18 protein-coding genes and 2 pseudogenes are annotated in these 24,486 nt (G+C 74.7%); 2 read left to right on the forward strand and 18 right to left on the reverse strand.

Annotation, left to right across the window (positions count from 1 at the left end):
- A partial coding sequence (locus ACZ68P_RS33295) for an SDR family NAD(P)-dependent oxidoreductase (RefSeq protein ID WP_471012784.1) occupies positions 1-356 on the reverse strand: 356 nt, incomplete at its 3' end.
- Positions 357-642: 286 nt separating this feature from the next.
- Between ACZ68P_RS33295 and ACZ68P_RS33300 the strand changes: the two genes are divergently transcribed.
- Positions 643-2,271, forward strand: coding sequence for an MFS transporter (locus ACZ68P_RS33300; RefSeq protein WP_471012786.1), 1,629 nt, complete (start codon positions 643-645; stop codon positions 2,269-2,271).
- A 44-nt stretch (positions 2,272-2,315) separates the two neighbouring features.
- Here the strand turns inward: ACZ68P_RS33300 and ACZ68P_RS33305 are convergent, their stop codons facing one another.
- From ACZ68P_RS33305 to ACZ68P_RS33355, 11 genes and pseudogenes are all read right to left on the reverse strand, one after another.
- A complete protein-coding gene (locus ACZ68P_RS33305; protein ID WP_471012788.1) occupies positions 2,316-3,401 on the reverse strand; it encodes a glycosyltransferase family 9 protein in 1,086 nt (361 codons plus the stop codon).
- Positions 3,398-4,783: a D-glycero-beta-D-manno-heptose 1-phosphate adenylyltransferase gene (gene rfaE2, locus ACZ68P_RS33310; protein WP_471012789.1), complete on the reverse strand. Its 1,386-nt coding sequence runs from the start codon at positions 4,781-4,783 to the stop codon at positions 3,398-3,400. Before rfaE2 ends, ACZ68P_RS33305 begins: the two co-directional genes overlap by 4 nt.
- A gap of 371 nt (positions 4,784-5,154) precedes the next feature.
- Positions 5,155-5,799: pseudogene (locus tag ACZ68P_RS33315) on the reverse strand (D-sedoheptulose-7-phosphate isomerase); the annotation flags it as partial.
- A 215-nt stretch (positions 5,800-6,014) separates the two neighbouring features.
- Positions 6,015-7,259: a glycosyltransferase gene (locus ACZ68P_RS33320; RefSeq protein WP_471012790.1), complete on the reverse strand. Its 1,245-nt coding sequence runs from the start codon at positions 7,257-7,259 to the stop codon at positions 6,015-6,017.
- A complete protein-coding gene (locus ACZ68P_RS33325; protein ID WP_471012792.1) occupies positions 7,256-8,221 on the reverse strand; it encodes a glycosyltransferase in 966 nt (321 codons plus the stop codon). Before ACZ68P_RS33325 ends, ACZ68P_RS33320 begins: the two co-directional genes overlap by 4 nt.
- Positions 8,218-9,369: a glycosyltransferase family 9 protein gene (locus tag ACZ68P_RS33330; protein ID WP_471012793.1), complete on the reverse strand. Its 1,152-nt coding sequence runs from the start codon at positions 9,367-9,369 to the stop codon at positions 8,218-8,220. The genes ACZ68P_RS33325 and ACZ68P_RS33330 overlap by 4 nt, the downstream gene beginning before the upstream one ends.
- Positions 9,366-10,109, reverse strand: coding sequence for a D-glycero-alpha-D-manno-heptose-1,7-bisphosphate 7-phosphatase (locus ACZ68P_RS33335; RefSeq protein ID WP_471012794.1), 744 nt, complete (start codon positions 10,107-10,109; stop codon positions 9,366-9,368). Before ACZ68P_RS33335 ends, ACZ68P_RS33330 begins: the two co-directional genes overlap by 4 nt.
- Before the next feature lie 239 nt (positions 10,110-10,348).
- Positions 10,349-11,413 (reverse strand): glycosyltransferase family 2 protein, encoded by a 1,065-nt coding sequence (locus ACZ68P_RS33340; protein ID WP_471012796.1) that lies wholly within the window; start codon positions 11,411-11,413, stop codon positions 10,349-10,351.
- Entirely contained in the window at positions 11,410-13,074 is a 1,665-nt protein-coding gene (locus tag ACZ68P_RS33345) for a carbamoyltransferase family protein (protein WP_471012798.1), read from the reverse strand. The genes ACZ68P_RS33340 and ACZ68P_RS33345 overlap by 4 nt, the downstream gene beginning before the upstream one ends.
- Before the next feature lie 66 nt (positions 13,075-13,140).
- The gene (locus ACZ68P_RS33350) at positions 13,141-14,103 is read right to left on the reverse strand and encodes an NAD-dependent epimerase/dehydratase family protein (protein ID WP_471012799.1); all 963 of its coding nucleotides are present in this window, start codon (positions 14,101-14,103) and stop codon (positions 13,141-13,143) included.
- 622 nt (positions 14,104-14,725) lie between these two features.
- A complete protein-coding gene (locus ACZ68P_RS33355) occupies positions 14,726-14,962 on the reverse strand; it encodes a DUF6480 family protein (RefSeq protein WP_471012801.1) in 237 nt (78 codons plus the stop codon).
- Between the two features lie 663 nt (positions 14,963-15,625).
- Here ACZ68P_RS33355 and ACZ68P_RS33360 point away from each other — a divergent pair.
- Positions 15,626-17,149: an alpha,alpha-trehalose-phosphate synthase (UDP-forming) gene (locus tag ACZ68P_RS33360; protein WP_471012803.1), complete on the forward strand. Its 1,524-nt coding sequence runs from the start codon at positions 15,626-15,628 to the stop codon at positions 17,147-17,149.
- 40 nt (positions 17,150-17,189) lie between these two features.
- On the opposite strand, the gene ACZ68P_RS33365 is transcribed toward ACZ68P_RS33360, so the two are convergent.
- The 6 genes and pseudogenes from ACZ68P_RS33365 to ACZ68P_RS33390 all read right to left on the reverse strand — a co-directional run.
- Positions 17,190-17,834: a DUF2278 family protein gene (locus ACZ68P_RS33365; protein WP_471012804.1), complete on the reverse strand. Its 645-nt coding sequence runs from the start codon at positions 17,832-17,834 to the stop codon at positions 17,190-17,192.
- A 199-nt stretch (positions 17,835-18,033) separates the two neighbouring features.
- A complete protein-coding gene (locus ACZ68P_RS33370; RefSeq protein ID WP_471012805.1) occupies positions 18,034-20,484 on the reverse strand; it encodes a polysaccharide lyase 8 family protein in 2,451 nt (816 codons plus the stop codon).
- Between the two features lie 146 nt (positions 20,485-20,630).
- Positions 20,631-22,601, reverse strand: coding sequence for an ABC transporter permease (locus tag ACZ68P_RS33375; RefSeq protein ID WP_471012807.1), 1,971 nt, complete (start codon positions 22,599-22,601; stop codon positions 20,631-20,633).
- Between the two features lie 115 nt (positions 22,602-22,716).
- Positions 22,717-23,520 carry a molybdate ABC transporter substrate-binding protein gene (gene modA / locus ACZ68P_RS33380; RefSeq protein ID WP_471012809.1) on the reverse strand — a complete coding sequence of 268 codons (804 nt, stop codon included), beginning with the start codon at positions 23,518-23,520 and terminating at the stop codon, positions 22,717-22,719.
- Between the two features lie 96 nt (positions 23,521-23,616).
- On the reverse strand, positions 23,617-24,012 hold the full coding sequence (locus ACZ68P_RS33385; RefSeq protein ID WP_471012810.1) for a TOBE domain-containing protein: 396 nt from the start codon (positions 24,010-24,012) through the stop codon (positions 23,617-23,619).
- A gap of 186 nt (positions 24,013-24,198) precedes the next feature.
- Positions 24,199-24,446 (reverse strand): annotated as a pseudogene (locus ACZ68P_RS33390) (M24 family metallopeptidase); the annotation flags it as partial.
- Positions 24,447-24,486: the final 40 nt, after the last annotated feature.

The raw sequence follows: 24,486 nt of genomic DNA on the forward strand, positions 1-24,486 counted from the left end.
TTGGTGGTGATGACCCGGGTCATCTCCTCCGCCGACAGCTGCTCCACTGCCTTCGTGACGTCGATGGCGGCGTTGTTGACCAGGATGTCGACCGCCTCACCGGTGTCGTCCAGATCCCGGAAGACCTCGCCCACCGCCTCCGCGTCACAGACGTCCAGGACGACCGGCCGTGCCCGGCACCCCTCGGCGAGCAGGCTCTCGCACAGCTCCTTCGCCAGATCCTGGCGTACGTCCGCCACCAGGACCGACGCCCCGGCCCGCGCGAGCCGCCGCACGATCGCGGCGCCGAGTCCCCGCGCCCCGCCGGTGACGAGGGCCTGCCTGCCGTCCAGCTCGACCTGTACGCCGCTGTTCATCGCGTTCCCTTCGGAGTGGAATCCGTACGGTGTGGAGTCCGCTTTCTGTGTCCTGTCTCACTCTGCGTACGTCGTGCGGCGGCGGGCGCGCCGGATTACGCCGCTGGGTGCAACGGAGCCCCCTCGGGCGGGGCTCCGGACGGTCGCCCGAAAGCCCCGCCCGGGAGGGTCGGGGGAGGGTGCGGGCGGGGTGTGAGCAAGCACACCAGAAGCGCGAAAGCGCATATGCCGCAAGCCCGTTGGCCGTATTCGGGTCCTTGGCGAGGTGGCCCCGGGCGAGCGGCCCATGGCTTCTCGGGAACCGTCTGCCACGATGGTCGCCGGGACCGCCCCGCCGCTCACCGCCGAGCGCTCGCGGAACGCCGCTCCAGCACCACGGGGAGGCACGGCGGGTCCTGCCGCCTCCCTCCCCCATCCGCGCCGCCGCGCGCTCCCAGGTACTCCTGTGTCTTCCTCCACGCCGCCCTCATCCGCCCCTGCCCCCGGCACCTCCGCGTCCCGAGCCGCCCGGAGCGACAGCTCCCCGTGGCGTTCGCTGCGCGGGCGCAGCATGCGCTGGTGGGCCGTCGCCAATTTCGTCTCCAACGCCGGCACCTGGATGCAGCTCACCGTCCAGAACCTGCTGGTCCTCCAGATCACCGGCTCCGCCGCCGCGACGGGACTCTCCATGTCCGTCCAGGCCGCCCCAGGCCTGCTCCTGGGCCCCCTGGGCGGAGCCGTCGTGGACCGCTGGCCCCGGAAGCTGACGGCCGCGGTCGGCCAGGCCCTGCTGGCCGGGGTCGCGGTGCTCACCGCCGTACTCGTGGCGCTCGACCAGCTGAACCTGCCCCTGCTGATGGGCCTGGCGGCGCTCACCGGGCTCATCGCCACGGTGGACGGCCCGGCCTGCGCCCTCCTTGGCAACGATCTCGTGCGCACCGAGGACGTACCCTCCGCGATCGGGGTGGGCTCCCTCGCCCACAGCGGGGGCCGGCTCGCCGGAGCCGCGCTCGCGGGTGTGACGGTCGGTGTCCTGGGCACGGCCGCGGCCTACGTCGCGAACGGGCTGTCGTTCCTCTTCGTCGCCGCCGTGATCCCCTTCCTCAAGCCCGTACGGCGCGACGAGCCGGCCGAGCCCTCGACGGCGGTCACGCTGGTCAAGCGGGCCAGCCCCGCCACCACCACCGCCGCCCCGCTCAAGGGCGCGGGCCTCGGACGGCTGCGCCGGGGCATCCGAAGCGGCGAGGGAAGCGGGAGCGGCGGCGGAGTGCGGGAGGGGCTGACCTTCTTCGCCCGACGGCCGAGGCTCGTCGCCCTGGCCGGCCTCAACGCCGTCAGCGCGCTGTTCGGCCGCAACTACTCCCTGACCCTGGTCGTCCTCGTCACCGGCCCCCTCGCGGGCGACGCAGGCACGTTCAGCACCGTCGCCACCGTGCTGGCCGTGGGCGGCATCGTCGGCGCGGTCCTCGGCGCCCGGCTGCGCCGCCCCGGAGTGCGTCTCGTCGCGCTCCTCACACTCGCCGGGGCGCTGCTCCAGGTCCTCGCGGGCGTGGTGCCCTCGGTCGCCGTCCTGCTGGTCCTGGTCCTGCCCATGGCGGTGGCGGAGTCCGTCGCGGACACCGCCCAGAACACCGTCCTGCAGACCGACCCGCCGGCGCACATGCGCGGCCGGGTGCTCGGCGCCTGGAACAGCATTCGTACGCTCTGGGGCCTGGCGGCGCCTCCGACCCTGGGATTCCTGATGGAGCTGCTCGGGGTCCGCGCGGCCCTCGTGGCAGGCGGCCTGGTGGTCGCGGCCACCGTGGGCACCGCCCTCCTCACCCGCGCCCGCCGCGCCCGGGCGGCGTCGCCGGCCGGGGCCACCCCGGCCACCGAGATCGTGCCGGTCAGGCCCGTGCTCGCGGTGGGGCGGCCGGAGGTGGAGGCGGCGGTCTGACGTGGGGTCTGACGGTGGGGGCCCCGTACACGGAACCACCGCCGTCAGAGCCCCGCCCGAGACCCCGCCCCCGCCGCCGCGTCGGTCTCCCTCAACAGGCTCTCCAGTGCCCCCCGTACCTCCTCCACCGTGATGCGGAGCAACCGCGCGTCCGGCAGGGCGCCGTGGGCGTCGCCCGGGCGCAGGGGGTCGTCGTCCGGGGACGGGTGCCACAGCGCGCGGTGGGGGCCTTCCTCCGGCGGGCCCCACAGCCGGGGCGCCACCGGGCCGAACAGGACCACGGACGGGGTGCCCAGCGCCGAGGCGAGGTGGGCGAGGCCCGTGTCGCCCACCACCACGCAGCGGGCCTCCGCGATCAGCGCGCACAGCCGGGAGAACGGCACGTCGTCCTGCCCGCCGATGACCGACGTGGCGGGCAGGCCCGCCAGCTCCGCCACGGCGTGTGCCGCCTCGTGCTCGCCCCGCCCCGCCGTCACCACCACCGGGTGCCCGGTCGCCCGTGCGTCGCGGGCCACGGCGGCGAACCGGTCGACCGGCCAGCGGCGGGCGGCGGCGTCCGCCCCCGGGTGGATCACCACGGCCCCCGGCATCGGGGAGGCGACGGCCGGTCCGGGGATCCGCACCTCGCCGGGGTCGGCGTCGAGGCCGTACCAGCGCAGCAACCTGCACCAGCGCTCCCGTTCGTGCTCGTCCGGCCGCCATCGGGGCCCGGATTGCCCCGGCAGGTCGGGATGGCCGTATGCCCAGAGCTCGCCCGGGCCGAGCCGGTCGAGGAGGCGGTGGCTGAGCGGGCCGTTGCCGTGGAGGTCGACCGCCAGGTCGGGTGGCGGACCGGTCCACGGCAGCACGGCCGGGACCTCGCGGCCGGGAGCGTACGTCGGCAGCAGCCGGTCGATCGCCGCGGTGGCGCGCGCGACCTCCGCGAGCCGTTCCGGGGCGGCCAGCACAATCTCGTGGCCGGGACAGCCCCTTCGCAGTGCCCGCAGGGCCGGTACGACGGTCAGCAGGTCGCCGAGCCCCAGGGCGCGCAGCACCAGAACGCTCGGGCGGGATCCCGGCGGCCCGCCCGCGGTCCCGTACGCCCCGCCCGGCACCTCCGCCGCCCCTGCGCCCCCCTCCGACTCCGTCATCGGTCGGCCGCCGCCCGGGCGGCCCGGTGCGCGAGGGACGTGGTGGACCGGCCGTCGAGATAGGGCAGGACCACCGCCTGGCCGCCCCACGTCCGCAGCACCTCGGCCTCCGGCAGGTCGTCGGCGGCGTAGTCCCCGCCCTTCACCCACACGTCCGGCCGCAGGGTTTCCAGGAGCCGGACGGGCGTGTCCTCCTCGAAGGCCACCACCGCGTCGACGCTGCCCAGCGCGCCGAGGACCCGCATCCGGTCCGCCAGCGGGTTGAGCGGCCGCCCCGGGCCCTTGAGCCGGGTCAGCGAGGCGTCGGAGTTCACGCAGACGATCAGGCAGTCGCCGATCCTGCCCGCGTTCTCGAGGAGACCCACATGGCCCGCGTGCAGCAGGTCGAAGCAGCCACCGGTCGCCACCACCGTGCCGCCGCGCGCGTGGACCTGACGAGCCAGCTCGAAGGCGTCGCGGCTCGGCGGTGCCTCGGTGCCGTGGGCCGGCGCGGTCTCCCACAGGCCGGGGTTGCCGGCGCCGCCGGCGTTCACGAAGGCCGCGGCCTCGGCGACCGCGCGGGTGACCGCCTCCTCGGGGAGGGCGCCGCCGACGAGGGCGGCGGCGACCGTCGCGGCGAAGCAGTCGCCCGCCCCGCACGGGTCGCCGGTGGCGCGGTAGGGCGGCGGTACGAGGACGGGGGCGGCGCCCGGCCGGGCGAGGAGCGCGCCCCGTTCGCCGAGCGTCACGCAGACGGAGCCGGCGCCCCATTGTCCGGCGAGGTCGGCGCCCCGGCCGGCGTGCGCGCGCAGCGAGGTTCCGGTGACGGAGCTGAGCGCGGCCGCCTCGGCGGCGTTGGGGGTGACCAGGCGGGCCCCCGGCACGGGCGGGCCGCCCCGGGGGTGCGGGTCCCACACGAGCGGTACGCGCGGGGCCGCCGAGGTGAGCGCCGTGCGCAGGGCGTCCGCCGTGCCGCGGCCGTAGTCCGCCACGAGGATCGCCCGGGCCGAGGCGAGGGCGGCCAGGGCGGGTGCTCCCGGGGCCCCGGGTGTGCCCCCGCCCCGGTCCATGCGTACGAGGGGGCGGCCGCCGGCCATGACCCGGGTCTTGACGGGCAGCGTCCCCTCCAAGGGGATCTCCACCAGCGTCAGGCGGTCCCGCAGCGCGCGCCGGGCGGTGTCGCTCGCCTCGTCCCGGCCGAGCGCGGTGACGAGGACGACCTCGACGCCGTGGCGTGCGGCGAGCGCGGCCGCCAGGCCGGCGCCGCCGGGGCGGGTGCGTCGCGTCGCGACGTCGACGACGGGCACGGGGGCGTCGGGGGCGAGCCGCGTCGCGTCTCCTTCGACGTCCTCGTCGAGCAGGAGGTCGCCGACGACGACGAGCGGTCCGGACGAGGAGTTCACGGCGACCTCCGGAGGGCGGGCGCGGGCGCGGGGTTCGGGGCCGGGGCAGCGGTCGCGGCGGGGCCGGCGGGTACGGCGGGCACGGTCCCATCGGCCGGCGCCCCGCTCGAAGGCGCTCTCTCCTGCGGCGCCCCGTTCCGAGGTGCCCCTTCCCGTGCCGCGCCGTTCCGTGCCAAGGCGCTGCGAGGCGCCCCTTCCTGTACCGCCCCGTGCCGTGCCGCGCCGTTCCGAGGCGTCCCTTCCTGTACCGCCCCTTCCCGTGCCGCCCCGTTCCGTACCGCCCCCTTCCGTCCCGCGGCGCTGCGAGGAGCCCCGTTCAGCACGGCCCGGCGGCCGGGCGCCCCGTTCGCCGCCGCAGAGGCGGGGGTCCCCGTGCGGGCGGTCCGCGTGCCCCGCCCGGTGGCGACGGCGGCGTCGAAGAACTCGCAGAGCAGGTGGACGGCCACCAGATGGGCTTCCTGGACGGTCGCCGTCGTGGCGGCGTCGACGCACAGGGCCTCGTCGGCCGCCTCCGCGAGCGGGTTGGGGGACGCGCCGGTCAGGGCCCAGACCCGCAGCCCGGCCGAGCGGGCGGTCATGGCGGCGGAGAGGAGGTTGGCGCTGCGGCCTGAGGTCGACAGCAGCATGAGCACATCGCCGCTGCGGCCGTGCGCGGCGACCTGCCGGGCGAAGACGTGCTCGAAGCCGTAGTCGTTGCCGATGGCGGTGATGCTCGACGTCTCCGCGTGCAGCGCGATCGCGGAGTAGGCGGGCCGCTCCTCCAGATAGCGCCCGACCAGTTCCGCCGTCAGGTGCTGCGCCTGGGCGGCGCTGCCGCCGTTGCCCGCGGCCAGCAGCCGGGCGCCCGCGGGGAGCACCTCGGAGAGATGCTCGCCCCACCGGGCCAGGACGCCCAGCTCCCGGCCGCGCAGCCGTTCCAGAGCGTCGTGGAGCGACTGGCAGTGCCGCTCGGCGCTTTCGTACGGGTGTGGTGGGGGAGACGTGCGTGAGGGACGTGACGTGGGGGATTCGCTCATGGTGTGCCGGCCGGGCGCGTTGTTCCGCGCCCGCCGCACCTCCTTCCGGCTTCGTGGCTCAGGGCTCGACTGAGGTGGTCCGGACCGTCCAGCGGGCACCCGGCCCCGGCCGCTCGCGCCCGGCGGCCAGATTCCGCCGGCGGAACAGCACCGCCCGGCGGAATCGGACCGCCCGGCGATCCGGACCGCACCCGGGGTCGTCGCGCGGGCGGAGGTCAGAACGCCCCCGCCACCGGGGCCCGCGCGGCGAGCGCCGTGCGGTAGGACGCTTCCGTGGCGGCTGCCACCCGCGCCCAGCAGAACCGTTCGAGGACGCGTCTGCGGCCGGCGTTCCCGTACGCCACGCGCAGGGCTGGATCGGCGAGGAGCACAGTCACGGCCGCGGCGAGGGCTCTGGGGTCTCGCGGGGGCACGAGGAGGCCGTTGACCCCGTCGGCGACCGTGTCCAGCTGGCCGCCCACGGCACTGGCGACGAGCGGCCGCCCGCAGGCCATGGCCTCCAGCGGCACGATGCCGAAGGGTTCGTAGTCGGCAGGGCAGAGGACCACGTCCGCGCTGCGCATCAGGGCGGGCACCTCCGCCGTCGGCACGCCGCCCAGGAAGTGGACCCGGTCCGCCACGCCCGCCTCTCTCGCCAGGGAGCGGAGCCGCCGGACCTCCGGGTCACGGTCGAGCCGGTCGGCGGGCGGCCCACCCGCCAGCACCAGTTCCGCGCTCCGCAGCCGGGTCAGGGCGGCGATCGACACCGCCGCGCCCTTGCGCGGCACGAGTCGCCCCAGGTGCAGGAGCCGGTGCGGGTACGGTCCGCGGGGCGCGACCGTACCGTCCGGACGGAACACCTCCGGGTCGACCCCGCAGGGGACGATGTCGACCTTGCCGCGCGGAACGCCCATGGCGGCCAGTTCGTCGACCTCGTCCCGGCAGGTGGCGATGACACGGTCGCAGCCCGTGCCGACGTCCCTCTCGCAGACGACCCGGGAGGGCGGGCTGGTGTCCGCACGCCCCTGGTGCCGCCGCTTGACGGTGCCGAGGGCGTGATACGTGTGCAGGAGCGGCAGGTGGGTCTCGCGGGTCGCCCACAGGGCGGCGACGCCGGACATCCAGAAGTGGGAGTGGACCGCGTCGGGGGCGCGGGCCTGCCAGTGGCCGGCCAGATAGCGTGCGAACTCCCGCATGTGTGGCGCGAGTTGGTCCTTCGGTATCGGTTCGGAGGGTCCGGCGGGGACATGATGCACCTCGACGCCCGGCCGTAGGGACGTGTGCACCGGGAGGGCCGGATCGTCCCGACGTGTGTACACCGTCACCTGGTGGCCGCGGTCGGCGAGCGCCCCGGCCAGGTGGGCCACGTGGACGTTCTGGCCGCCCGCGTCGACTTCGCCCAGGGCCGCGAGCGGGCTCGCGTGCTCGGAGACGAGGGCCAGGGCCAGCGGACGGCCGTCGGGAGAGGAGAGCGATGTCATGACCGTACCTCCGCGATGAGGTGCTCCCAGTCGTCCAGGAAGCGTTTGAGGCCGTACCGTTCGAGAGCCGCCTGCCGGGCCCGCGCGCCGTCCTCGGCCGCCGCCTCCGGTTCGGCGAGGTAGTGCCGGGCGGCCCGCGCGAGGATCTCGGGGCGGGTGGAGAGCGTTCCGGTGCCGGCCGGGACGGCCTCGACGGCCTCGGTGGTGGCGAGCGCCACCACCGGCATCCCGAGATGCATGGCCTCCAGGAGCGAGAGCCCCAGCGAGGTCCAGCGCACGGGGTGCAGATAGAGCCTGCGCTGGGCCATGGCGGCGTGCAGCCCGCCCTGGGGGAGATCGGCCGTGCGGCACCGGTCGGAGGTCAGGCCGAGATGGTCGGCGAGGTTCTCCGTCCGCATGCCGAAGACGTCGAGCGGCGCGGCCTCCGCGAGCAGCGGCAGCAGGTCCGTACCCACGTAACGATGGCGTCGCACGGGCTCGTTGACGACCACGGCGGCCCTCGGCAGGTGGCCGGTGTAGAGATGACCGGGGTCGACGATGCCGTGCTCGATGACGGTGGTGCGGGTACGGCCGTTGTCCCAGAACAAGCGGTTGAAGTGAGTGACGTGAACCAGCGTCAGGTCGTCGCGGTCGGCCAGCGGGTGCCGGGTGTCGGGCACGTCACCGCGCGGAGTGTTGTGTTCCAGGTAGACGGCCGGCACGTCCTTGCCGGGGCGGCGGCCACCGAGCCAGCGGGTCGCCAGCTCCTCCTCGTGCGGACGCTGGAGCACGACGAGATCCACGGGCGCGTCCACGAGCTCCCGAGGGGTCGCCTCGCGCACGGTCGACGGCCAGAAGAAGGTCTCGGCGCGGCCGCGTCCGTCGGCGCCCCGGTCCGGTGTCACCGGGACCAGGTAGGTGTGGGGGCCCTGGACGAACGCGGTGGTCCAGGAACCGTGCACGTGCCACAGGAGGATGTTCATACCGTCGCTCCTCGCTCGGCCCCGTAGGTGTCCTCCGGGCGGGCCGGAGCGGCGCCGGTCACCGGCCGGTCGGTGAGCGTCGTCACCGCCGCGATCACTTCGGCGTCGCTCACCGCGTCGAGGCACGGATGCCCTTCGACGGGGCAGATCCGGGCCCTGCTGAGCGCGCAGGGCGCGTCCTGGTCGCCGAGCAGCACGTGCGGGACGCGATAGGGGCGCCAGCGCTCGGCGGGGACCACCGGCGCGAAGAGAGAGACGACGGGGGTTCCCACGGCTGCTGCCAGATGGGCGGGGCCGCTGTTGCCCGCCACCACGCACCGGGCGCGGTCGAGGACACCCGCGAGGGTGCGCAGATCGGGGGTGGCGCCGCCGAGATCGAGGCCGCGCCGGCCCGCGACCCGCGCGGTCAGCGCTTTCTCGGCGCGGCCACCGGTCACCACGACCCGGTGCCCGGCGCGGTGCAGCGCGGCCGCGGCCCGCTCGGCGCGCGCCGGGCTCCAGGCGCGTGCGGGCACCGCCGCTCCCGGATGCAGCACGACGTACGGCTCCGGTCCGGTCAGCCCCGTGGTGTCGGGCCGCTCGGTGACCCGTAGGGCCCCGTCGTCGCCGGGCGGAAGCCGGAAGCCGCAGGCCCGTGCCAGGTCCAGCGCGGCCTCCGCCTCGTGCCGGTCCGGCAGGCGGCGGTGCCGCAGGTCCAGCAGGGAGCCGGGATAGTCCTCGCTGTCGGCGGCGATCCACGGCACGCCGGCGAGGCGCAGGAGGAGGGCCGCGGGGAGCGGGCTCTGGTGGTACGAGATCAGGATCAGGGCGCGGTCGAACCGCTGCGCGGCGAGGGCGTCGACCAGGGCCGCGCAGGCCCGCGGCGACACCGGCGGCGGGTCGAGGCCCACCCAGGGCGCGTCGTGGACGAGGACGTCGTCCACGCCGGGGAGCACCTCGGCGGCGGGGGCGCCGAGTGGGCCGCAGAGCATCACGGTCCGGGCGGATCCCGCGGCCACCGCCCGCACCGCCGGTCCCGCGAGCAGGACGTCCCCGGCGCTGTCGAGGCGTACGACGAGGGTGCGGGGCGCGTTGAGCGGAGACCTCCGCGCGGCGGCGGACCGCTCGCGCGGGGCCGTGCCCGGGAGGGTGGTGGGGGGTGCGTTCATCGGGCGCCTCCGCGGGGCAGCGGGTCGCTTGTGCCGGGGGCGGGTGTGCAGGGGCGGTGGGCCGCGCCCGTGTGGGGTGCGTGCGGGCGAGGGGCGGCGCCCAGGAGGATCGCGCGGATCGCGTCCGGGAGACCGGCGGCGGTCTCGGCCGCCGCCTCGACCTCGTCGGGCAGGGTCACCGGGGTCGGCACGAGGATGCCCCGGGCGCCGGCGGCCCGGGCCGCCTCGACGTCGGCTCCGATGTCGCCGATCACCACGGTGCGGGCCGGCCGCACGCCCAGCCGCGCGCAGGCTGCCAGGACCAGACCGGGCGCGGGCTTGCGGCAGGAGCAGCCGTCGTCCGGGCCGTGCGGACAGACCGCCCACACGGCGAAGGGGCCGAACAGGTCGTCCACCCGTAGCCGTACCGCCTCCACGTCCTGACGGGTGAGCAGGCCCCGCGCCACGCCGGACTGGTTGCTCACCACACCCACGGCGACACCGAGGCCGCGGAGGGCACTCACGGCGTCGGCGGCGCCCGGCATGGGCGTCACCAGGTCCGGGTCGCCGTTGTACGGCACGTCCGTGATCAGCGTTCCGTCGCGGTCGAAGAGAACGGCCTCCGGCAGTCGCGCGTACGGCGCCCGTGCCCTTCCCGCTCCGGCCGGTGCCGGTGTTGCCCTGCCTCCCTCGCCGTCGAGCAGCCAGGGCTCGGCGTCCTCCGAGCGCCTGGGGTGGCGGTCCGAGCGACCATGACGCACGGCCGGAGAGCGCCCGCCGCCTACGCCCGGAGGGCGCCCTGCATCCGCGGCGGCGGGACGTGCGGCCGCCGTGCCGCCGGGGCCGGGGCCGGGGCGCCCGGGGCCGGACGGGTGCGCCGGGGCGGCGTGCGGGGGGTGTACGCCGTTCGTGCCGGCGGGGCCGACCCCGCTCGCCGCGCCCGCGCGACCTCCCGGCGCGTCCGGCGGGTGGGGCCGGGAGGTCGTCGTCGAAGGGCCGGTCATGAGCGGACCCCCTCGCGCAGGGGCTCGTCCGGAGCCGCCGGGCGGAGGACCGGGGGACGGGCCCGGTCACGGGGGCGGGCCGACCGGTGGACGATCATGCCGCGTACCCGGTGCCAGGTGGCGGCCGCCGGGATGACCGCGCTCGTCAGGATCATGGCGGTGATCTCCTCCGGCGTGCGCGGGCCGGGGGCGATGCGGGCGAAGGCGAACTCGGCGGTGCCGGCCAGCCAGCCGGCCGCGCACACGGCCGCGGCTCCCCGCCTGCCGAGCGCGGCGCAGCCCAGCGCGCCGACGCCGGCCGCGGTCACCGCCAGGTGGCGGGGGATGCGTCCGCGCGGAGCGTCCGCGCGGGACCACCAGTCCGGCCCGTGCAGCCGCCTCATCAGGATGTCGTCGGCGTTGCCGGCCTGCTGGCGTACGGAGACCCAGCGGTCCGCCGGTCGCACGGGGTGGGTGGTTCGGCGGGTTCCCGCCGCCAGGACCCAGCCGCCGTCCAGGAGCCGCAGCGCCAGGTCCGCGTCCTCGCGGAAGGCGCGCCGGAAGCGTTCGTCGAAGCCTCCCGAGGCCTCCAGCGCCTCGCGGCGGAAGGCCATGTCGGCGGTGATCCAGCGGGCGGTCGCCAGGCCGGCCGTGTTGCGCTCCCAGTCCGTGGCGCGGCGGTCCGCGGGCAGGGGCACGTCGATGCGGGCGGAGACCGCCGCCGTGTCGGACGAGGCCGTGGCGAGGTCCCGTTCCAGGCCATCGCCCCAGGTGGCCGAGGGGACCACGTCGTCGTCGAGGAAGACGATCCAGGGCACCGGCCCCGCCGCGACGGCGCCGGTGTTGCGCGCCGCCGCCGGACCGCGACCCCCACCGGGCACCACGACGGTCAGGGACTTGAGGGCCTCGGGAATCCTGAGCCCGGGGATCGCCCCGCCGCCGGGACGGTCGTGGACGATCACGATCCGGGTCGGCTTCGGCCCGGGGGACGCGGCCAGGGCGGCGAGGCAGCGGCCGAGGCTCGGCCGTCCGAGGGTCGGTACGACCACGGCGTACGAGAGCGCGGGGCGGGGGCCGTTCATCGCGACCACCCGTTCGCGCCGGGACGGAACATCTCGCCGCGGCGGACCGCGAAGGGGCCGATGGCCAGCAGGTCGACCGGGGAGGAGCCGAAGCACTCCAGGGCGTCGCGCGGGTCGTCCACCATGGGCCGTCCGGCGGTGTTGAGGCTGGTGTTGACCACGACCGGCAGGCCCGTGCGGCGCTCGAACTCCTCGAGCATGCGCGCCACGAGCGGTTCCCGGTCCCGGTCGACCGTCTGGATCCGTGCCGTTCCGTCCACGTGCACGACCGCCGGGATGCGTTCGCGCCACTCGGCGGCGACGTCGTGCACGAAGAGCATGTAGGGGCTGGGGAGCGGCCCGTCGAACATCTCGGCCGCCCGCTCGGCGAGCACCATGGGCGCGACGGGCCGGAACTGTTCGCGGCCCTTCACGTCGTTGAGCCGCTCCAGGTTGCCCGCGTGTCCCGGGTGGGCGAGCAGCGAGCGGTGGCCGAGGGCCCGGGGCCCGTACTCGGAACGCCCCTGGAACCAGGCCACGATGGCGTTGTCGGCCAGTGCCTCGGCCACGGCGGCGGCGATGTCGGGCGGGCGCTCGAACGGGATCGCCGCCGTCTTCAGCCAGCCGGCGAGTTCCGCGTCGGACCAGTCCCGGCCTAGGGCGGCCGTGGGCATCGGCTCCGGGTTGTCGCCCGCCCCCGCCGACAGGAGCAGCGCGCTCCCGAGCGCGGTGCCGGCGTCACCGGCGGCGGGCTGCACCCACACGCGATCGAACGGCCCTTCGCGCGCGATCCGCGAGTTGGCGACGCAGTTGAGGGCGACACCGCCGGCGAGGGTCAGCAGCCGGTCGTGCGTGCGCCCGTGCAGCCACCGCACGAGGTCCAGCATCGTCTCCTCGAGGACGGCCTGGGTGCTCGCCGCGACGTCGGCGTGAGCCTGGGTCCACGGCTCGTCGGGTGCGCGGGGCGGGCAGAACTCGTCCCAGGGCACGCCGCTCGCGCGGAAGCCGCCCTCGCCCGTCGGATGGACGTAGCGGCGGAGTTCGGCGAGCATGCGGGGCGTGCCGTGCGAGGCGAGTGCCATCACCTTGAACTCGTCGGAGGACCGCAGGAATCCCAGGTGGTCGGTGAGTTCCTCGTACACGAGGCCGAGGGACTCCGGGAGTTCCTGGGCGTACAGCGGCTCGATGCGGTCGCCGGTCCGTCGCGCGGACAGGTGGGAGCCGCGTTCTCCGCGGCCGTCGAGGACCAGGACGGAGGACGTCTCGGCGTCGTCCGCGGCGAAGGCGCTCGACGCGGCGTGTGCCATGTGGTGGCCGACGAAGCGGACGATGCCGGGGTCGAGGCCGGGGAGCGCGGTCTGCAGGAACCCGGGCACCTCCCGCGCGTACGTCTGGCGGAGGTGGTCCCACGGGTCGTCGAGGCCCATGGCGTCGGCCGGCAGGGCCTGTGCGGGGTCGTAGGAGTACGCGACGGCGTCGAGGTCCTGGGGCCGCAGACCGGCCCGCTTCAGGCACCAGCGGGCCGCCTGTTCGGGCAGTTCCCAGGCGGAGAACGGCACGGGACGTTTGCCGTGCTTACGCCGGGAGAATCGTTCCTCCTCCGCTGCGGCGACCGTCTTCCCGTCGACGACCAGGGCGGCGGCGGGGTCGTGGAAGAGAGCGTTGATTCCGAGAACACGCATGGTGGCGGGGGCCTTTCCGCTGTCGGGGCACGGCTGTCTCTCGCGAGGAGGGCGTGATGCGCGGGGTCAGTCGTCCTGATGGGCGCGGAACCAGGCGATCGTGCGCCGCAGCCCTTCCTCGGCCTGGACCGTGGGCTCCCACTGGAGCTTGTCGCGGGCCAGCGTGATGTCAGGGCAGCGGACGGCGGGATCGTCGGTGGGCCGCTCGATGAACCGGATCTCCGAGCGCGAGCCGGTGAGTTCGACGATCCAGCGGGCCAGGTCGAGCATGGTGATCTCGGTCGGGTTGCCGAGGTTGACCGGGCCGCGCATCCCGTGGGCGGCGGTCGCGAGGATGCCTCGGACGGTGTCGTCGACGTAGCAGAGGGACCGGGTCTGCAGACCGTCCCCGGTGACCGTCAGCGGCGCGCCGTCGAGGGCCTGCCGTACGAAGGTGGGCACCGCCCGGCCGTCGTATCCGCGCATGCGCGGGCCGTAGGTGTTGAAGAGCCGCACGATGGCGGTGTCGGTGCCGTGCTCCGACGACTCGGCCGTGGTGAGCGCCTCGCCGAAGCGCTTGGCCTCGTCGTACACGCTGCGGGGTCCGACCGGGTTCACGTGGCCCCAGTACCGCTCGTTCTGCGGATGTTCCTGCGGGTCGCCGTACACCTCGGACGTCGAGGCGAGCACGAAGCGCGCCTCCGAGGCCCGGGCGAGGGCCAGGGCGTTCCGCGTCCCCAGGCTGCCGACCTCCAGAGTGTGCAGGGGGAGGCGCAGATAGTCGGCGGGGGAGGCGGGCGAGGCGAAGTGGAGGACGAGGTCGGGCGGCCGGTCGACGGAGAACGGTTCGGAGACGTTCGCCTCCAGGAGGGTGAAGCCGGGGTCGTCCATCAGGGAGGAGACGTTCGACCGGCGCCCGGTGCTGAAGTCGTCGACGCAGGTCACCGCTGTTCCGGCCTCGAGCAGGGCGGCGCACAGGTGCGAACCGACGAAGCCGGCGCCGCCCGTGACGACCGCGTGCTGCCAGCCGGTCGCGAATGAAGTGGTCATGGGTGATCTCCTCCGACGGACGTGGGGGACGAACCGCAGCTCACGAGAACGAGAAGCCGGCGGCGCCCCCGCGCCCCGGCGTGGGGCGCGTGGTCCGGGGGGCCGGTGCGGAACTTCAGCGTCCGTCACGTGTGTGCGGGCCGCCAGACGAAACCGGCTGTCCGGGTGCTCTTCGGGAGCGCGGGAGGCGGCTCGTACGAGAGGCTCTGCGGATGCAGGGACGAGGAGGGAGCGGGTGCTCGGCCTCCGGGGCCGCTGGTACCCCTGCCGAGCAGCGCTACTCGCTGAAATCACCCTTTCACCCAAAGGTGCCCTTCTCTGTGCCTAATGTCCGGAGTTTGGTAGGGCGGGGTGCGGGAGGGGAGCCGGTGCGGGGGCACGGAGGCATGGGCGTCCGGGGGGGCACGAAGGCATGGCGTCCGGGGCGCGGAGCCATGGGTGTCCGGAGGTCGGGGCGCACGCTGACGGTGGGCAGGCGGCAGGCGGCAGGCGGCAGGCGGCAGGCGGCAGGCGGCAGGCCGGAGTCGGCCGGCGCGCGCTGCAGCATGATGGATCGACCCGCCCGCGGGAGCCCCGCGGGCGGGTCCCGGTTGTCGCCCCCTGCGCCTGTGGGCGGGCGGCGTCAGCGCGTGGCGAGCACGAGCGCGTACGCGAGGAAGAACAGCGCGCAGGCGAGGGCGAGGACCCAGACGACGACCAGGGGGCCACGCGCCCAGCCGCGGCGGGGCGGCCGGTGAGGGCCGGTGCCGGTGCCCGTGCCCGCCTCGGCCGGAGGGGTCTCTCCGGGGGGCACGCCGCCGCCCGCGTCGAGACCGGGGGTGGTGCGGGGCTCCGGGTCCGGATTGCTCGGTGTGCTCATGGGGGACACCTCCCTGTCGCTCCTCCGAGGAAGCCGGTCGGCGCCTACCCAGACCACGGAGGCTTACTCGACGCCCGGCCCTGCGGCGCCGGGGATACGGCTGGTCCGATTCGCTTTCCGCGCTCGGGATCAGGGGCCGGAATTCGATCAGACGGGTGCTCGGCTTCGCGATCGGTGACCGAGTTCCTTCCGGGGGTCGAACGGAATGCGGCGGATTTCGCCGAAGCTTCGGACTTCCCCCGCGTCGCCACGCGCGGGGGAAGGCCGGCGACCGCTCCATTCTCCACGGCGCCTCCCGCGAGCGGCAGGATTTCGACACCGGCTGATGCTCGCGAAAGGCCGGCGCGGCATGCACGACAGTCACTCCCCGCGTCCGCCCTCCGCACCCTCCTTTTCTCTGTTCCCTTTGGTTGCAGCAGTTTCCCCTTGCACACAAGTGCCCACGTCATCACGTCTTTCCCGCAGATGTCGCGGCCCGGACGGGTTGACGGAAAAGGCCCTCCTGTGCACGTCCCGCACATTCGGCACTATGACGAGCGGGTGGACATTTTCGAGAACGAAAGGGGCACCACCGATCTGTAGACGATCGTCGACTTCCGGAACTGACGTACACCGGTCCCCGGTGGGCCAGGACCGAGTGATCTCGCGAAAGAAGGCACCCGGATGGAAGAGCTGCACAAGAACGGAGCGACGGCGACCGGTGCCGGTCTCGTCGTCGTGGCCAACCGGCTGCCGGTGAGTCTGGAGCGGGACGCGGACGGAGCCGAACGGTGGCGCCGCAGTCCGGGCGGTCTGGTGAGCGCGCTAGAGCCCTTCCTCCGCGCCCACCGGGGAGCGTGGGTCGGCTGGCCCGGCGTCGGCGGCACGACCCGAGGGTCCTGGCAGGACGGCGAACTGCTGCTGCATCCCGTCGACCTGACGGTGGAGGAGGTCGACGACTTCTACGAGGGCTTCTCCAACGCCACGTTGTGGCCGCTGTACCACGACGTGGTCATGCCGCCGGAGTACCACCGCCACTGGTGGGAAGCGTACGTCCAGGTCAACCGGAAGTTCGCCGCGGCGGCCGCCGAGGTCAGCGGGCCCGGGGCCACGGTCTGGATCCAGGACTACCAGCTCCAGCTCGTCCCCGCGATGCTGCGCGAACAACGGCCCGACCTGCGGATCGGCTTCTTCCTGCACATCCCGTTCCCTCCGGTCGAGCTCTTCATGAGGCTCCCCTGGCGCACCGAGATCGTGCAGGGACTTCTGGGGGCGGACCTGATCGGCTTCCACCGTCCCGGCGGGGCGCGGAACTTCCAGTGGCTCGCCCGGACGCTGGCCGAGGCCGAGGCGGGCCGGCCCGTCTCCGACGTCGGCGACGAGCCGGGCCGACTCACCGTCGGCGACCGTACGGTGGGGGTGGGAGCCTTCCCCATCTCCATCGACGCCGCCGAACTCGACAGGCTGGCACGCAGACCCGACATCGAGCGCCGGGCCCGCCGGATCCGCGCCGACCTCGGCAACCCGCGGAAGATCGTGCTCGGCGTCGACCGGCTCGACTACACCAAGGGCATCGACATCCGGCTCCGCGCCCTGCACGAACTCCTCGCGGAGGGGCGGATCTCCGCCCGGGACACCACCATGGTGCAGATCGCCACCCCGAGCCGCGAGCGCGTCGAGCACTACATCCGCATGCGCGAGGACATCGAACGGGCGGTGGGCCGCATGAACGGGGAGTTCGGAAGGGTCGGACACCCCGCCGTGCACTACCTGCACACCTCGGTGGGCCGCGAGGAGCTCGCCGCCTTCTACCGCGCGGCCGACGTCATGCTCGTCACCCCGCTGCGCGACGGGATGAACCTGGTCTGCAAGGAGTACGTCGCCTGCCGCCACGACCTCGGCGGCGCCCTGGTCCTCAGCGAGTTCGCGGGCGCCGCCGCCGAACTCACCGACGCCCTCCAGGTCAATCCGTACCACCTGGAGGAGGTCAAGACCCAGCTGGCCCGCGCCCTGGAGATGACCCCGGCCGAGGCCCGCCACCGCATGGCCGCCCTGCGCGGTCACGTCCTCACCCACGACGTGAGCCACTGGGCCCGCTCGTTCCTGACCGCCCTGCGCGGTGGCGCCGCCGTGCAGGGCGGCGTCCCGGCGCAGGCCGGGGAGACGGCGGGCGAACCGATCGGCGCCACCGACCGGGCCCTGACATGACGTGCCGCTGATCACCGGTCGTACGGACCGCACGGGCCGCCTAGGGAGACGGAAGCGGATGGCCCTCGGCGTCCGTGCGGTCCTTCTGGGTGGAGAACTTGTTGAGGAAGACGTCGTAGCGGCCGTCGGGGCGGCGGGTCACGGTCGCTCCGTCCTGCCAGACGCCGTTCTCTTCCCACCACGGGCTGCCCTGCGGATCGCCCTGGTTCTGGTGGATGTTGTGCATGCCCAGACCCACGTCGAACGGTTCGCCGAAGACGAGGATCGGCCGTCCGACGACGAGGATCGGCTCCAGGGCCAGGGCGGCGTCCAGGTTGGAGCCGGACGACCACGGCCGGGACGACGTCGTCCACCGCGACAGCAGGCGCCCGGCGCAGCCGGGGCGGCCGCGCAGCGCCCGGTGCCGGATGTAGTCGAGGGCCCCGGAGCCGGCCGTCCGGGCGAGATCGTGATACCCGGCCGGCAGCGCGGTCACCGGGCCGAGGTCCGAGGCATCCAGGGTGAACGTCTTCCACTGCACGCCGGTGGCGGACTGGTGGCTGTCCACGTCGACGGCGCACCTGTACTGGCCGCCGGGCGCGTCGACCCTGAGATTGACGTGGAACCAGGAGCCCTGGGTGTCGGGCGTATCGCGGAAGTGATGCCGCAGGGTTCCGACGAGGACGCCGTAGTGGTCGAAAGGCACGTTCCCGAGTGAACCACCGGCCCGCCCTGGCGGCCATCAGGGCGCGGCCGTCCGAACGGCCTCCCTGGTCGCGCGCCGGCCACCCACCGCACGCCAAGCGCTCCGTCGCCGTGTGGTGGGTGCCTTCGGTCGGCCCGGCGCGGAGGGTGCCGCGGTCGGGTTCCGGTGTGGCGGGTGCGATGCCCGGGTCCGGTGTCTCTCAGCCCGTCCGGACCACCGCCTTGTGCACCCCCGCGAGGGTGCCCGGCGCGATGCGCAGACGGAGCGCGGAGCCCGTGCCCTGCACGGTGACCGCGGGGTCCTTGGAGAGGACGGCGGAGACCGGCCGGTTCCACGTCAGGTCGATGGCCGCGCCGTCGCGCAGGGGACCGGAGACGCAGACGGTCGCGGTCGTTCCCGTCTCGCGGATCATCACGGAGGCGGGAGCGCCGGCCGTCACGTCGCCGACCGTGCCGCCGACCCAGAAGTTGACTCCCGTGAAGCCGAGGGAGGGGACGCGGACGCCCTGCTGGTCGTTGGTGTTGGCGAGGATCGCGAGCCAGGCCGTGTCGGCGGCGCGGGCCGCCGTGGCCGCCTGGCTCGCTCCCGGCATCAGGACGTAGGAGTACGCGGCCCACGTCGGGTCGGTGCCGTGGTCGAACCAGAGGGTGAGGTACCTGCGGGTGACCGGATCGGTCACGGCGCTCCTGTTGATGTCCGACCAGGCGCCGGTACGCGCCTGCCGCAGCGCCTTCAGCGGTGCGGTGGCACCCCCGGGGAAGACGTACCCCGCGTGGCCCGCGAGATGGGCCCACCGGGCGCCGGTGAGGGTGCCGCTCCAGCCGGGCGTGCCGGGCTGGGCCGTACCGTCGACGGTGAAGGCGTGCGCGCCGTCCGCCCCGAGGTTGCGGTTCTCGACGACCGATTCGACGCCGGTGCCGTCGCGGCCGTGGATCCCGGCGCCGAGGCAGACGATCGAGTCGTCGAGGAAGAACCACGACTTCTTGGCCAGGAGGGTGGAGGACAGTCCCTTCAGGTACTGCCCGACGGCCGCGTACGTGCCGTCGGTCGCCCCGCCGACCCAGCGCACGTCGGGCCGGGCGGCGCCCCACACCCCGCCCTCGCCGTCGGCCAGCGGTGTGCGGGAGGCGGTGGTGCCGGGCAGCCGGTAGGGATCGACCGTGGGCCAGAAGTCGTCGCTGTACTGCCCGTTGGCGAAGTCGCCGCCCCACCAGTACAGCATCCCCGATCCGCTGTGCCAGGCCCGCAGGTTCTCGCCGTTGCCGTTCTCGTAGTACGCGATCCGGTTCGACGCCATGGACAGGCAGGCGGCCCAGCCAGGGCGGCGGTGCACGGCCCGGTCCATGCCGGGGAAGAGGCGGTGCCCGGACGGCTCGGGCGTCGCCGCGACCGTACCGCCGTCCACGCTCTTCAGGCGGGCGAGCGCGGCGACGCCGAGCGCGGGGCTGGAGAGGAGGGGGCTGTAGTAGTCGCGCGCGATCCAGCCCTTGACCATGCCCTCCCAGCGGGTCCTCTCGGCGGCGGACGCGCTCCGCGCGAGCAGGGCCACGCACGCGATGACGGCGTGACCGCGCAGATGGTCGTCCTGACGCACGCCTCGGGTGTCCGCCTTCTGCACGCCCCGGCTGATCGCGCGCCCCGAGACGGCGTCCATGGCCAGGCCGTTGAAGAGGAACGGCGCGTACGCCTTCTCGACGGAGTCGAGGACGACCTGCCTGCCGCTGTCGGTGACCTCCCAGGCGGAGCCTGCGAGCAGGGCGAACAGCATCGACAGGCCGCCGAGCATGACGGCGCCGTACGAGCCGGCGTAGGGCACGTAGAGGTGCTGGACGAAGCTTCCGTCGGCGTAGAGCCCGTCCCCGGAGGTGACGTACGGGAAGACCGGCGACAGCGCGTCCCGGGCGAGGGCCAGCTTCGCCGGGGACCCGCCCACGGCACCGCGCAGCGCCAGGACCCTGCACAGGTCGACCCGGTTGGCGCCCGTGGAGGTGCCGGTGTAGTTCGCGACCGCGCTGTCCGGTACGAAGTGGTCGACGGCGGCGGTGTGTTCGCCGAGGCGGGCCGCTCCCAGGTGCTCGTACAGGAGCACGTCGATGTCGAGCAGGGCCTGCGGGATGCCGATCTGCCAGTTGTACCAGTTGCCGTAGCGGGCCCGGCCCGCGCGATAGGCCTGGTCGTGCAGGTGGTCGAGTCCGGCGAGGATGTCCGTCCGCAGGCCGGTGTCACCGCTGAGGCCGGTTCCGGGCTGTGCGTACGCCTCGGTGAGGGTGCGCAGCCGGCTGTAACTGATCTGCAGATTGCCGGAGTACGTGTACGACTCGGCGTCCGTGTCCGGCTCCGGGTCGAGGTAGGGGAGGTCGGGCCAGAGGGAGCCGTTCACCGGGGCCATGGAGGCGCGGAGGTCGCGGGCGGTCGCGCCGAGCGCGGCCAGCTTCGAGGCGAAGGGCTCGACGGCGGGGTCGACGTTCGTGCCGAGGAGCAGGTCCCGCCACGTCCGACGGAGCGCGTCGTAGGCATCGGCGGCGACGGCGGGTGCGGCGGCTGCCGGCACCGCGAACGGCGTGACGGCGGCGGCGCCGAGGGCCGCGCGCAGCAGACCGCGACGGGACAGGAAGGAGGCGGGAACGGGAGAGGGGACGGAGGAGCGCATGGCGAGAAGACCCCCGGGGCAGGTGGGGCGACGGCGCGGGGAGGAGCGCGCCTTAGCAAGCGGTTTCTCTCATGGGGGCGAACCCGGAGTCAATGGCTCCGTCCGCTCCGCGCCCTGATCTCTCCGGGCCGTCCACGGCGTCCGCGTCAGAGGGTCACGACCGTCACCTCCGTCGCCTTCACGCTCGTCCACACCGTCGTGCCGTCGCCGAGGCCGAGTTCGGCCGCTGCCTGCGGAGTGATCTCCGCGACCAGGTCGGGGGCCCGGTCGGAGGTGACCAGGACGCGCAGGCGGCTGCCGGAGGTGGTGATCTCCCGGACGGTGCCGGGCCAGACGTTACGGGGGCTGCCGGCGGGCCTGTCGCGGTGGAGGGAGACGGCCTCGGGGGCGATGATCGCCAGGGCCTCGGTGCCCGTCGGGAGGGCTTCCGCGACCACCAGGCGGCCGCCGTCGGCCAGTCGCAGCCCCTCGGGGGTGCTCGTACCGGGCCAGGCGTTGCGCCCGAGCATGCGGGCCACCCACGGGGAGCGGGGATGCCGGGTGACCTCGGAGGGCGGGGCGTCCTGGAGCGTCCGGCCGTCGTCGAGGACGAGGACGCGGTCCGCCAGGGAGACCGCCTCGACCGGGTCGTGGGTGACGATCAGGCAGACGCCGCCGAAGCCGTCGAGATGCCGGCGCAGGGTGTGGCGCACGTGCGCGCGCGTGGTCTGGTCGAGTGCGGCGAGCGGCTCGTCGAGAAGGAGCAGCCGGGGGCGGGCGGCGAGTGCGCGCGCGAGGGCCACGCGTTGCGCCTGTCCGCCGGAGAGCTGCGCCGGCCTGCGGCGCGCGAGATGGCCGACGCCGAGCCGGTCGAGCCACCGCTGTGCCTCGCGGCGGGCCTCGACGCGGGAGGCACCATGGGCGCGCAGGCCGTAGGCGGTGTTGGCGAGCGCGCTCATGTGCGGGAAGAGAGCGCCGTCCTGCGGGACCCAGGCGATGCCCCTGCGGTGCGGAGGCCGCGCGGTGACGTCGGTGTCGCCGAGACGGACGGTGGCGTGCGCGCGCGGGGTCAGGCCGAGGAGGGCGCGCAGGAGGGTGGTCTTGCCCGCGCCGTTGGCGCCGACCACGGCGATCGTGGTGCCCGGTTCGGCGTCCAGGGTAAGTTCGGTGAAGCCGCCGACCTCGGCGTGCAGGGGCCAGCGGTCCCGCGCCGCGACGGGTGCGGGGTCGGCGGGAGGCGTCGCGGGGGCGGGGCCCGGCTCGTCCGCCGCGTGCGTTGCGGGTCGGGACCGGTCGCTAGGGGTTCCGGTCCAGCGTCCGCGCAGCGCGATCAGGACGAGCATGGCGATGACGAGCAGCAGCAGGGAGACGGACGTCGCCGCCTCCGGCTCCTCCTGGAGCAGCAGATAGACCTGGAGGGGCAGGGTCTGGGTGGTGCCGGGGAGGTTGCCGGCGAAGGTGATGGTGGCCCCGAACTCGCCCAGCGCCCGGGCCCAGGTGAGGGCGGCGCCGGCGACGAGACCCGGCGCGACCATGGGCAGGGTCACGGTGAGGAACACCCGGAGGGGCGAGGCACCCAGCGAGGCGGCGGTCTCCTCGTAGCGGGGACGGAGTCCGCCGAGCGCGCCTTCCAGGCTGATGACGAGGAAGGGCATGGCGACGAACGTCGCAGCGAGGACCGCGCCGGAGGTGTGGAACGGCAGCGTGACGCCGAACGTGTCCTCCAGCCACGGACCGAGCAGGCCGCGGCGGCCGAAGGCCAGCAGCAGGGCGACCCCGCCGACGGTGGGCGGCAGGACCATGGGGAGCAGGACGAGGGAGCGGACGAACGCCTTGCCGGGGAAGTCCATCCGGGCGAGCAGCCAGGCCAGCGGCACGCCGAGGAGCAACGACAGGCCGAGGGCCCAGAGCGAGACGACGAGCGAGAGACGCAGCGCCCGGGTGGTACCCGGGCTGGTCAGGTGGGCTCCGAGCTCGCCCCACGAGGTGCGGACGAGGATCCCGATCAGCGGCATCAGCAGGAACACGATGGCCAGCAGCGCGGGAACCGCCAGCGCGAGCGGCGCGCGCGCCCGCGAGACGCGCCGGACACGCGGCGTCCGGGTCGAGGCCGGCGGGAGGGGGCGGAGGCGTTTCATCGATGGTTCCCGGGCTCGGAGGAGGAGTCGGTGACGGAGGGAGCCGTACCGGAGCCGCCCGGTCCCCCAGACCCGGGCAGCCTCCGCACGGGCACGGGCGCGGACGCGGACGCGGTCACGGCAGCTGGAAGCCGGCGTGCCGCAGTATCTCCCGCGCCTCCGGGCCGCTCAGCCAGGCGACGAACGCGGCGGCGGCCTCGGAGTTCTTCGACGCCTTGAGCGTGGCGGCCGGGTACGCGGCGATGGCGTTCTGCTCGTCGGGGATCGCGACCGCGTCGACCTTGTCGGCGGACTTCTCGGCGTCGGTCTTGTAGACGAGGCCGGCGTCGGCCTCGCCCAGCTCGACCTTGCTGAGCACGGCGCGGACGTTCGGCTCCTGCGAGACCGGCTTCACCTCGATCTTCTGCGCGTCGAGGATCTGCGCGCTGTAGCGCCCGGCGGGCACCTCGGGCGCGGCGAGGACGACCTTCAGCCCCGGGTCGCCGAGGTCCTTCAACTCGTCGATCTTCTTGGGGTTGCCCTCGCCGGTGGCGATGACCAGGCGGTTCCTGGCGATGACGGTCGGCGCGCCGGTGTCGGCCCGCAGCCCGTCCATCGTCTTGGTGTCGGCGGTGACCAGGGCATCGGCGGGAGCGCCCTGCTTCACCTGCGCGGCGAGCTCCTGCGAGCCGGCGAAGGAGAAGGTCACGGTGGTCCCGGGGTGCTTCTTCTCGTACGCGGCGCCGGCGGTCTTGAAGACATCGGTCAGGGAGGCGGCGGCCAGGACCGTCAGCTCGGCCTCGGGGGCGCCGGAGGCGGACGCGGTGCCCTCGGCGGCGGCGCTCTTCGTGCCGTCGTCGCCGCAGGCGGCCAGCGGCACGAGGAGCGCGGCCGTCAGGGCGGCGGTGGCGGCGCGGCGTCCGGTGAAGGGGGAAGGCATGGGGCTCTCCTGGGGACGACGGCCGGCAGGGGCCGTCCGAACGGATGGTGGTGAGCCGCGCCGGTGACGGGCGACGCCGCTGATCTGCGCGAGGTGTCAGGTGCGGTCGATGTGCACGCTGGTCGACTTCACGCGGGCGGTGGCCTGCATGCCGACTTCGAGTCCCAGCTCCTCGACGGCCTCCCTGGTCAGGAGGGACACCAGACGGTGCGGACCGGCCTGGATCTCCACCTGCGCCGCCACGTCGCCGAGCTTGACCGCGGTGACGATGCCGGGGAACGCGTTGCGCGCGCTGGTGTACGAGGTGTCGTCCTCGCCCTGGCCGCTCTGGGCGACCTCGACGGAGAAGGCGGCCAGAGCGCGGCCGTCGATGAGGCGGCGCCCGCCCTCGTCGCGATGGGTGGCGACGCGGCCGGCGTCGGCCCAGCGGCGGGCGGTGTCGGGGCTGACGCCGAGCAGGCGTGCCGCCTGCCCGATGGTGTAGGACTGCATATGCGACACCGTAGGGCCGCGAGGCTCTCACCTGCAATTGATTCGTGGCTTCCTCAGGGCAGATGCGAGATCGCTTGGAGGAACCGCCAAAGGCCGGGATTCTCCTCGCCACGACGGGCGGGCACGCGCCGGGTCCGCACCGCACGGGGCCAGGCAGGGACCTCGGGCACAGCCGCACTCCAGGTCGTGGCCCGCGTGCCACCGGCCCAGGGGCCAGCCCGCTCCGTGCCCGCGCGCTCCACCTCCGCGCACCGCCGGCGGGCGGTGGTCTCCGGCTCTGCCCGGAAGGCGCCGCCCGGCGTCGAGGAGGTGACCGGGTCGTCGCGGAGCCGGTGCTTGACCGGATCGTTCCCGAAGACGAAGGTGCGGCCGAAGTCGGCCTCGTACTCCTCGAGGATCGGACCGAGGTCGGCGAAGGCGATGTCGTCCTCGCCGTCCCGGATCACGCTAAATCGATTGCCGCCGGTCGGACCG

This window comes from Streptomyces sp. NPDC036822 (assembly GCF_055609145.1).

Excerpts from the sequence above, each read along its gene's own strand:
- ACZ68P_RS33300 (WP_471012786.1), top strand. The coding sequence starts at position 643 with ATGGCTTCTCGGGAACCGTCTGCCACGATGGTCGCCGGGACCGCCCCG.
- ACZ68P_RS33385 (WP_471012810.1), bottom strand. The coding sequence starts at position 24,012 with ATGCAGTCCTACACCATCGGGCAGGCGGCACGCCTGCTCGGCGTCAGC.
- ACZ68P_RS33325 (WP_471012792.1), bottom strand. The coding sequence starts at position 8,221 with ATGAACATCCTCCTGTGGCACGTGCACGGTTCCTGGACCACCGCGTTC.
- ACZ68P_RS33340 (WP_471012796.1), bottom strand. The coding sequence starts at position 11,413 with ATGAACGGCCCCCGCCCCGCGCTCTCGTACGCCGTGGTCGTACCGACC.
- ACZ68P_RS33320 (WP_471012790.1), bottom strand. The coding sequence starts at position 7,259 with ATGACATCGCTCTCCTCTCCCGACGGCCGTCCGCTGGCCCTGGCCCTC.
- ACZ68P_RS33330 (WP_471012793.1), bottom strand. The coding sequence starts at position 9,369 with ATGAACGCACCCCCCACCACCCTCCCGGGCACGGCCCCGCGCGAGCGG.
- ACZ68P_RS33375 (WP_471012807.1), bottom strand. The coding sequence starts at position 22,601 with ATGAAACGCCTCCGCCCCCTCCCGCCGGCCTCGACCCGGACGCCGCGT.
- ACZ68P_RS33345 (WP_471012798.1), bottom strand. The coding sequence starts at position 13,074 with ATGCGTGTTCTCGGAATCAACGCTCTCTTCCACGACCCCGCCGCCGCC.
- ACZ68P_RS33355 (WP_471012801.1), bottom strand. The coding sequence starts at position 14,962 with ATGAGCACACCGAGCAATCCGGACCCGGAGCCCCGCACCACCCCCGGT.
- modA (WP_471012809.1), bottom strand. The coding sequence starts at position 23,520 with ATGCCTTCCCCCTTCACCGGACGCCGCGCCGCCACCGCCGCCCTGACG.
- ACZ68P_RS33360 (WP_471012803.1), top strand. The coding sequence starts at position 15,626 with ATGGAAGAGCTGCACAAGAACGGAGCGACGGCGACCGGTGCCGGTCTC.
- ACZ68P_RS33350 (WP_471012799.1), bottom strand. The coding sequence starts at position 14,103 with ATGACCACTTCATTCGCGACCGGCTGGCAGCACGCGGTCGTCACGGGC.
- ACZ68P_RS33305 (WP_471012788.1), bottom strand. The coding sequence starts at position 3,401 with ATGACGGAGTCGGAGGGGGGCGCAGGGGCGGCGGAGGTGCCGGGCGGG.
- ACZ68P_RS33370 (WP_471012805.1), bottom strand. The coding sequence starts at position 20,484 with ATGCGCTCCTCCGTCCCCTCTCCCGTTCCCGCCTCCTTCCTGTCCCGT.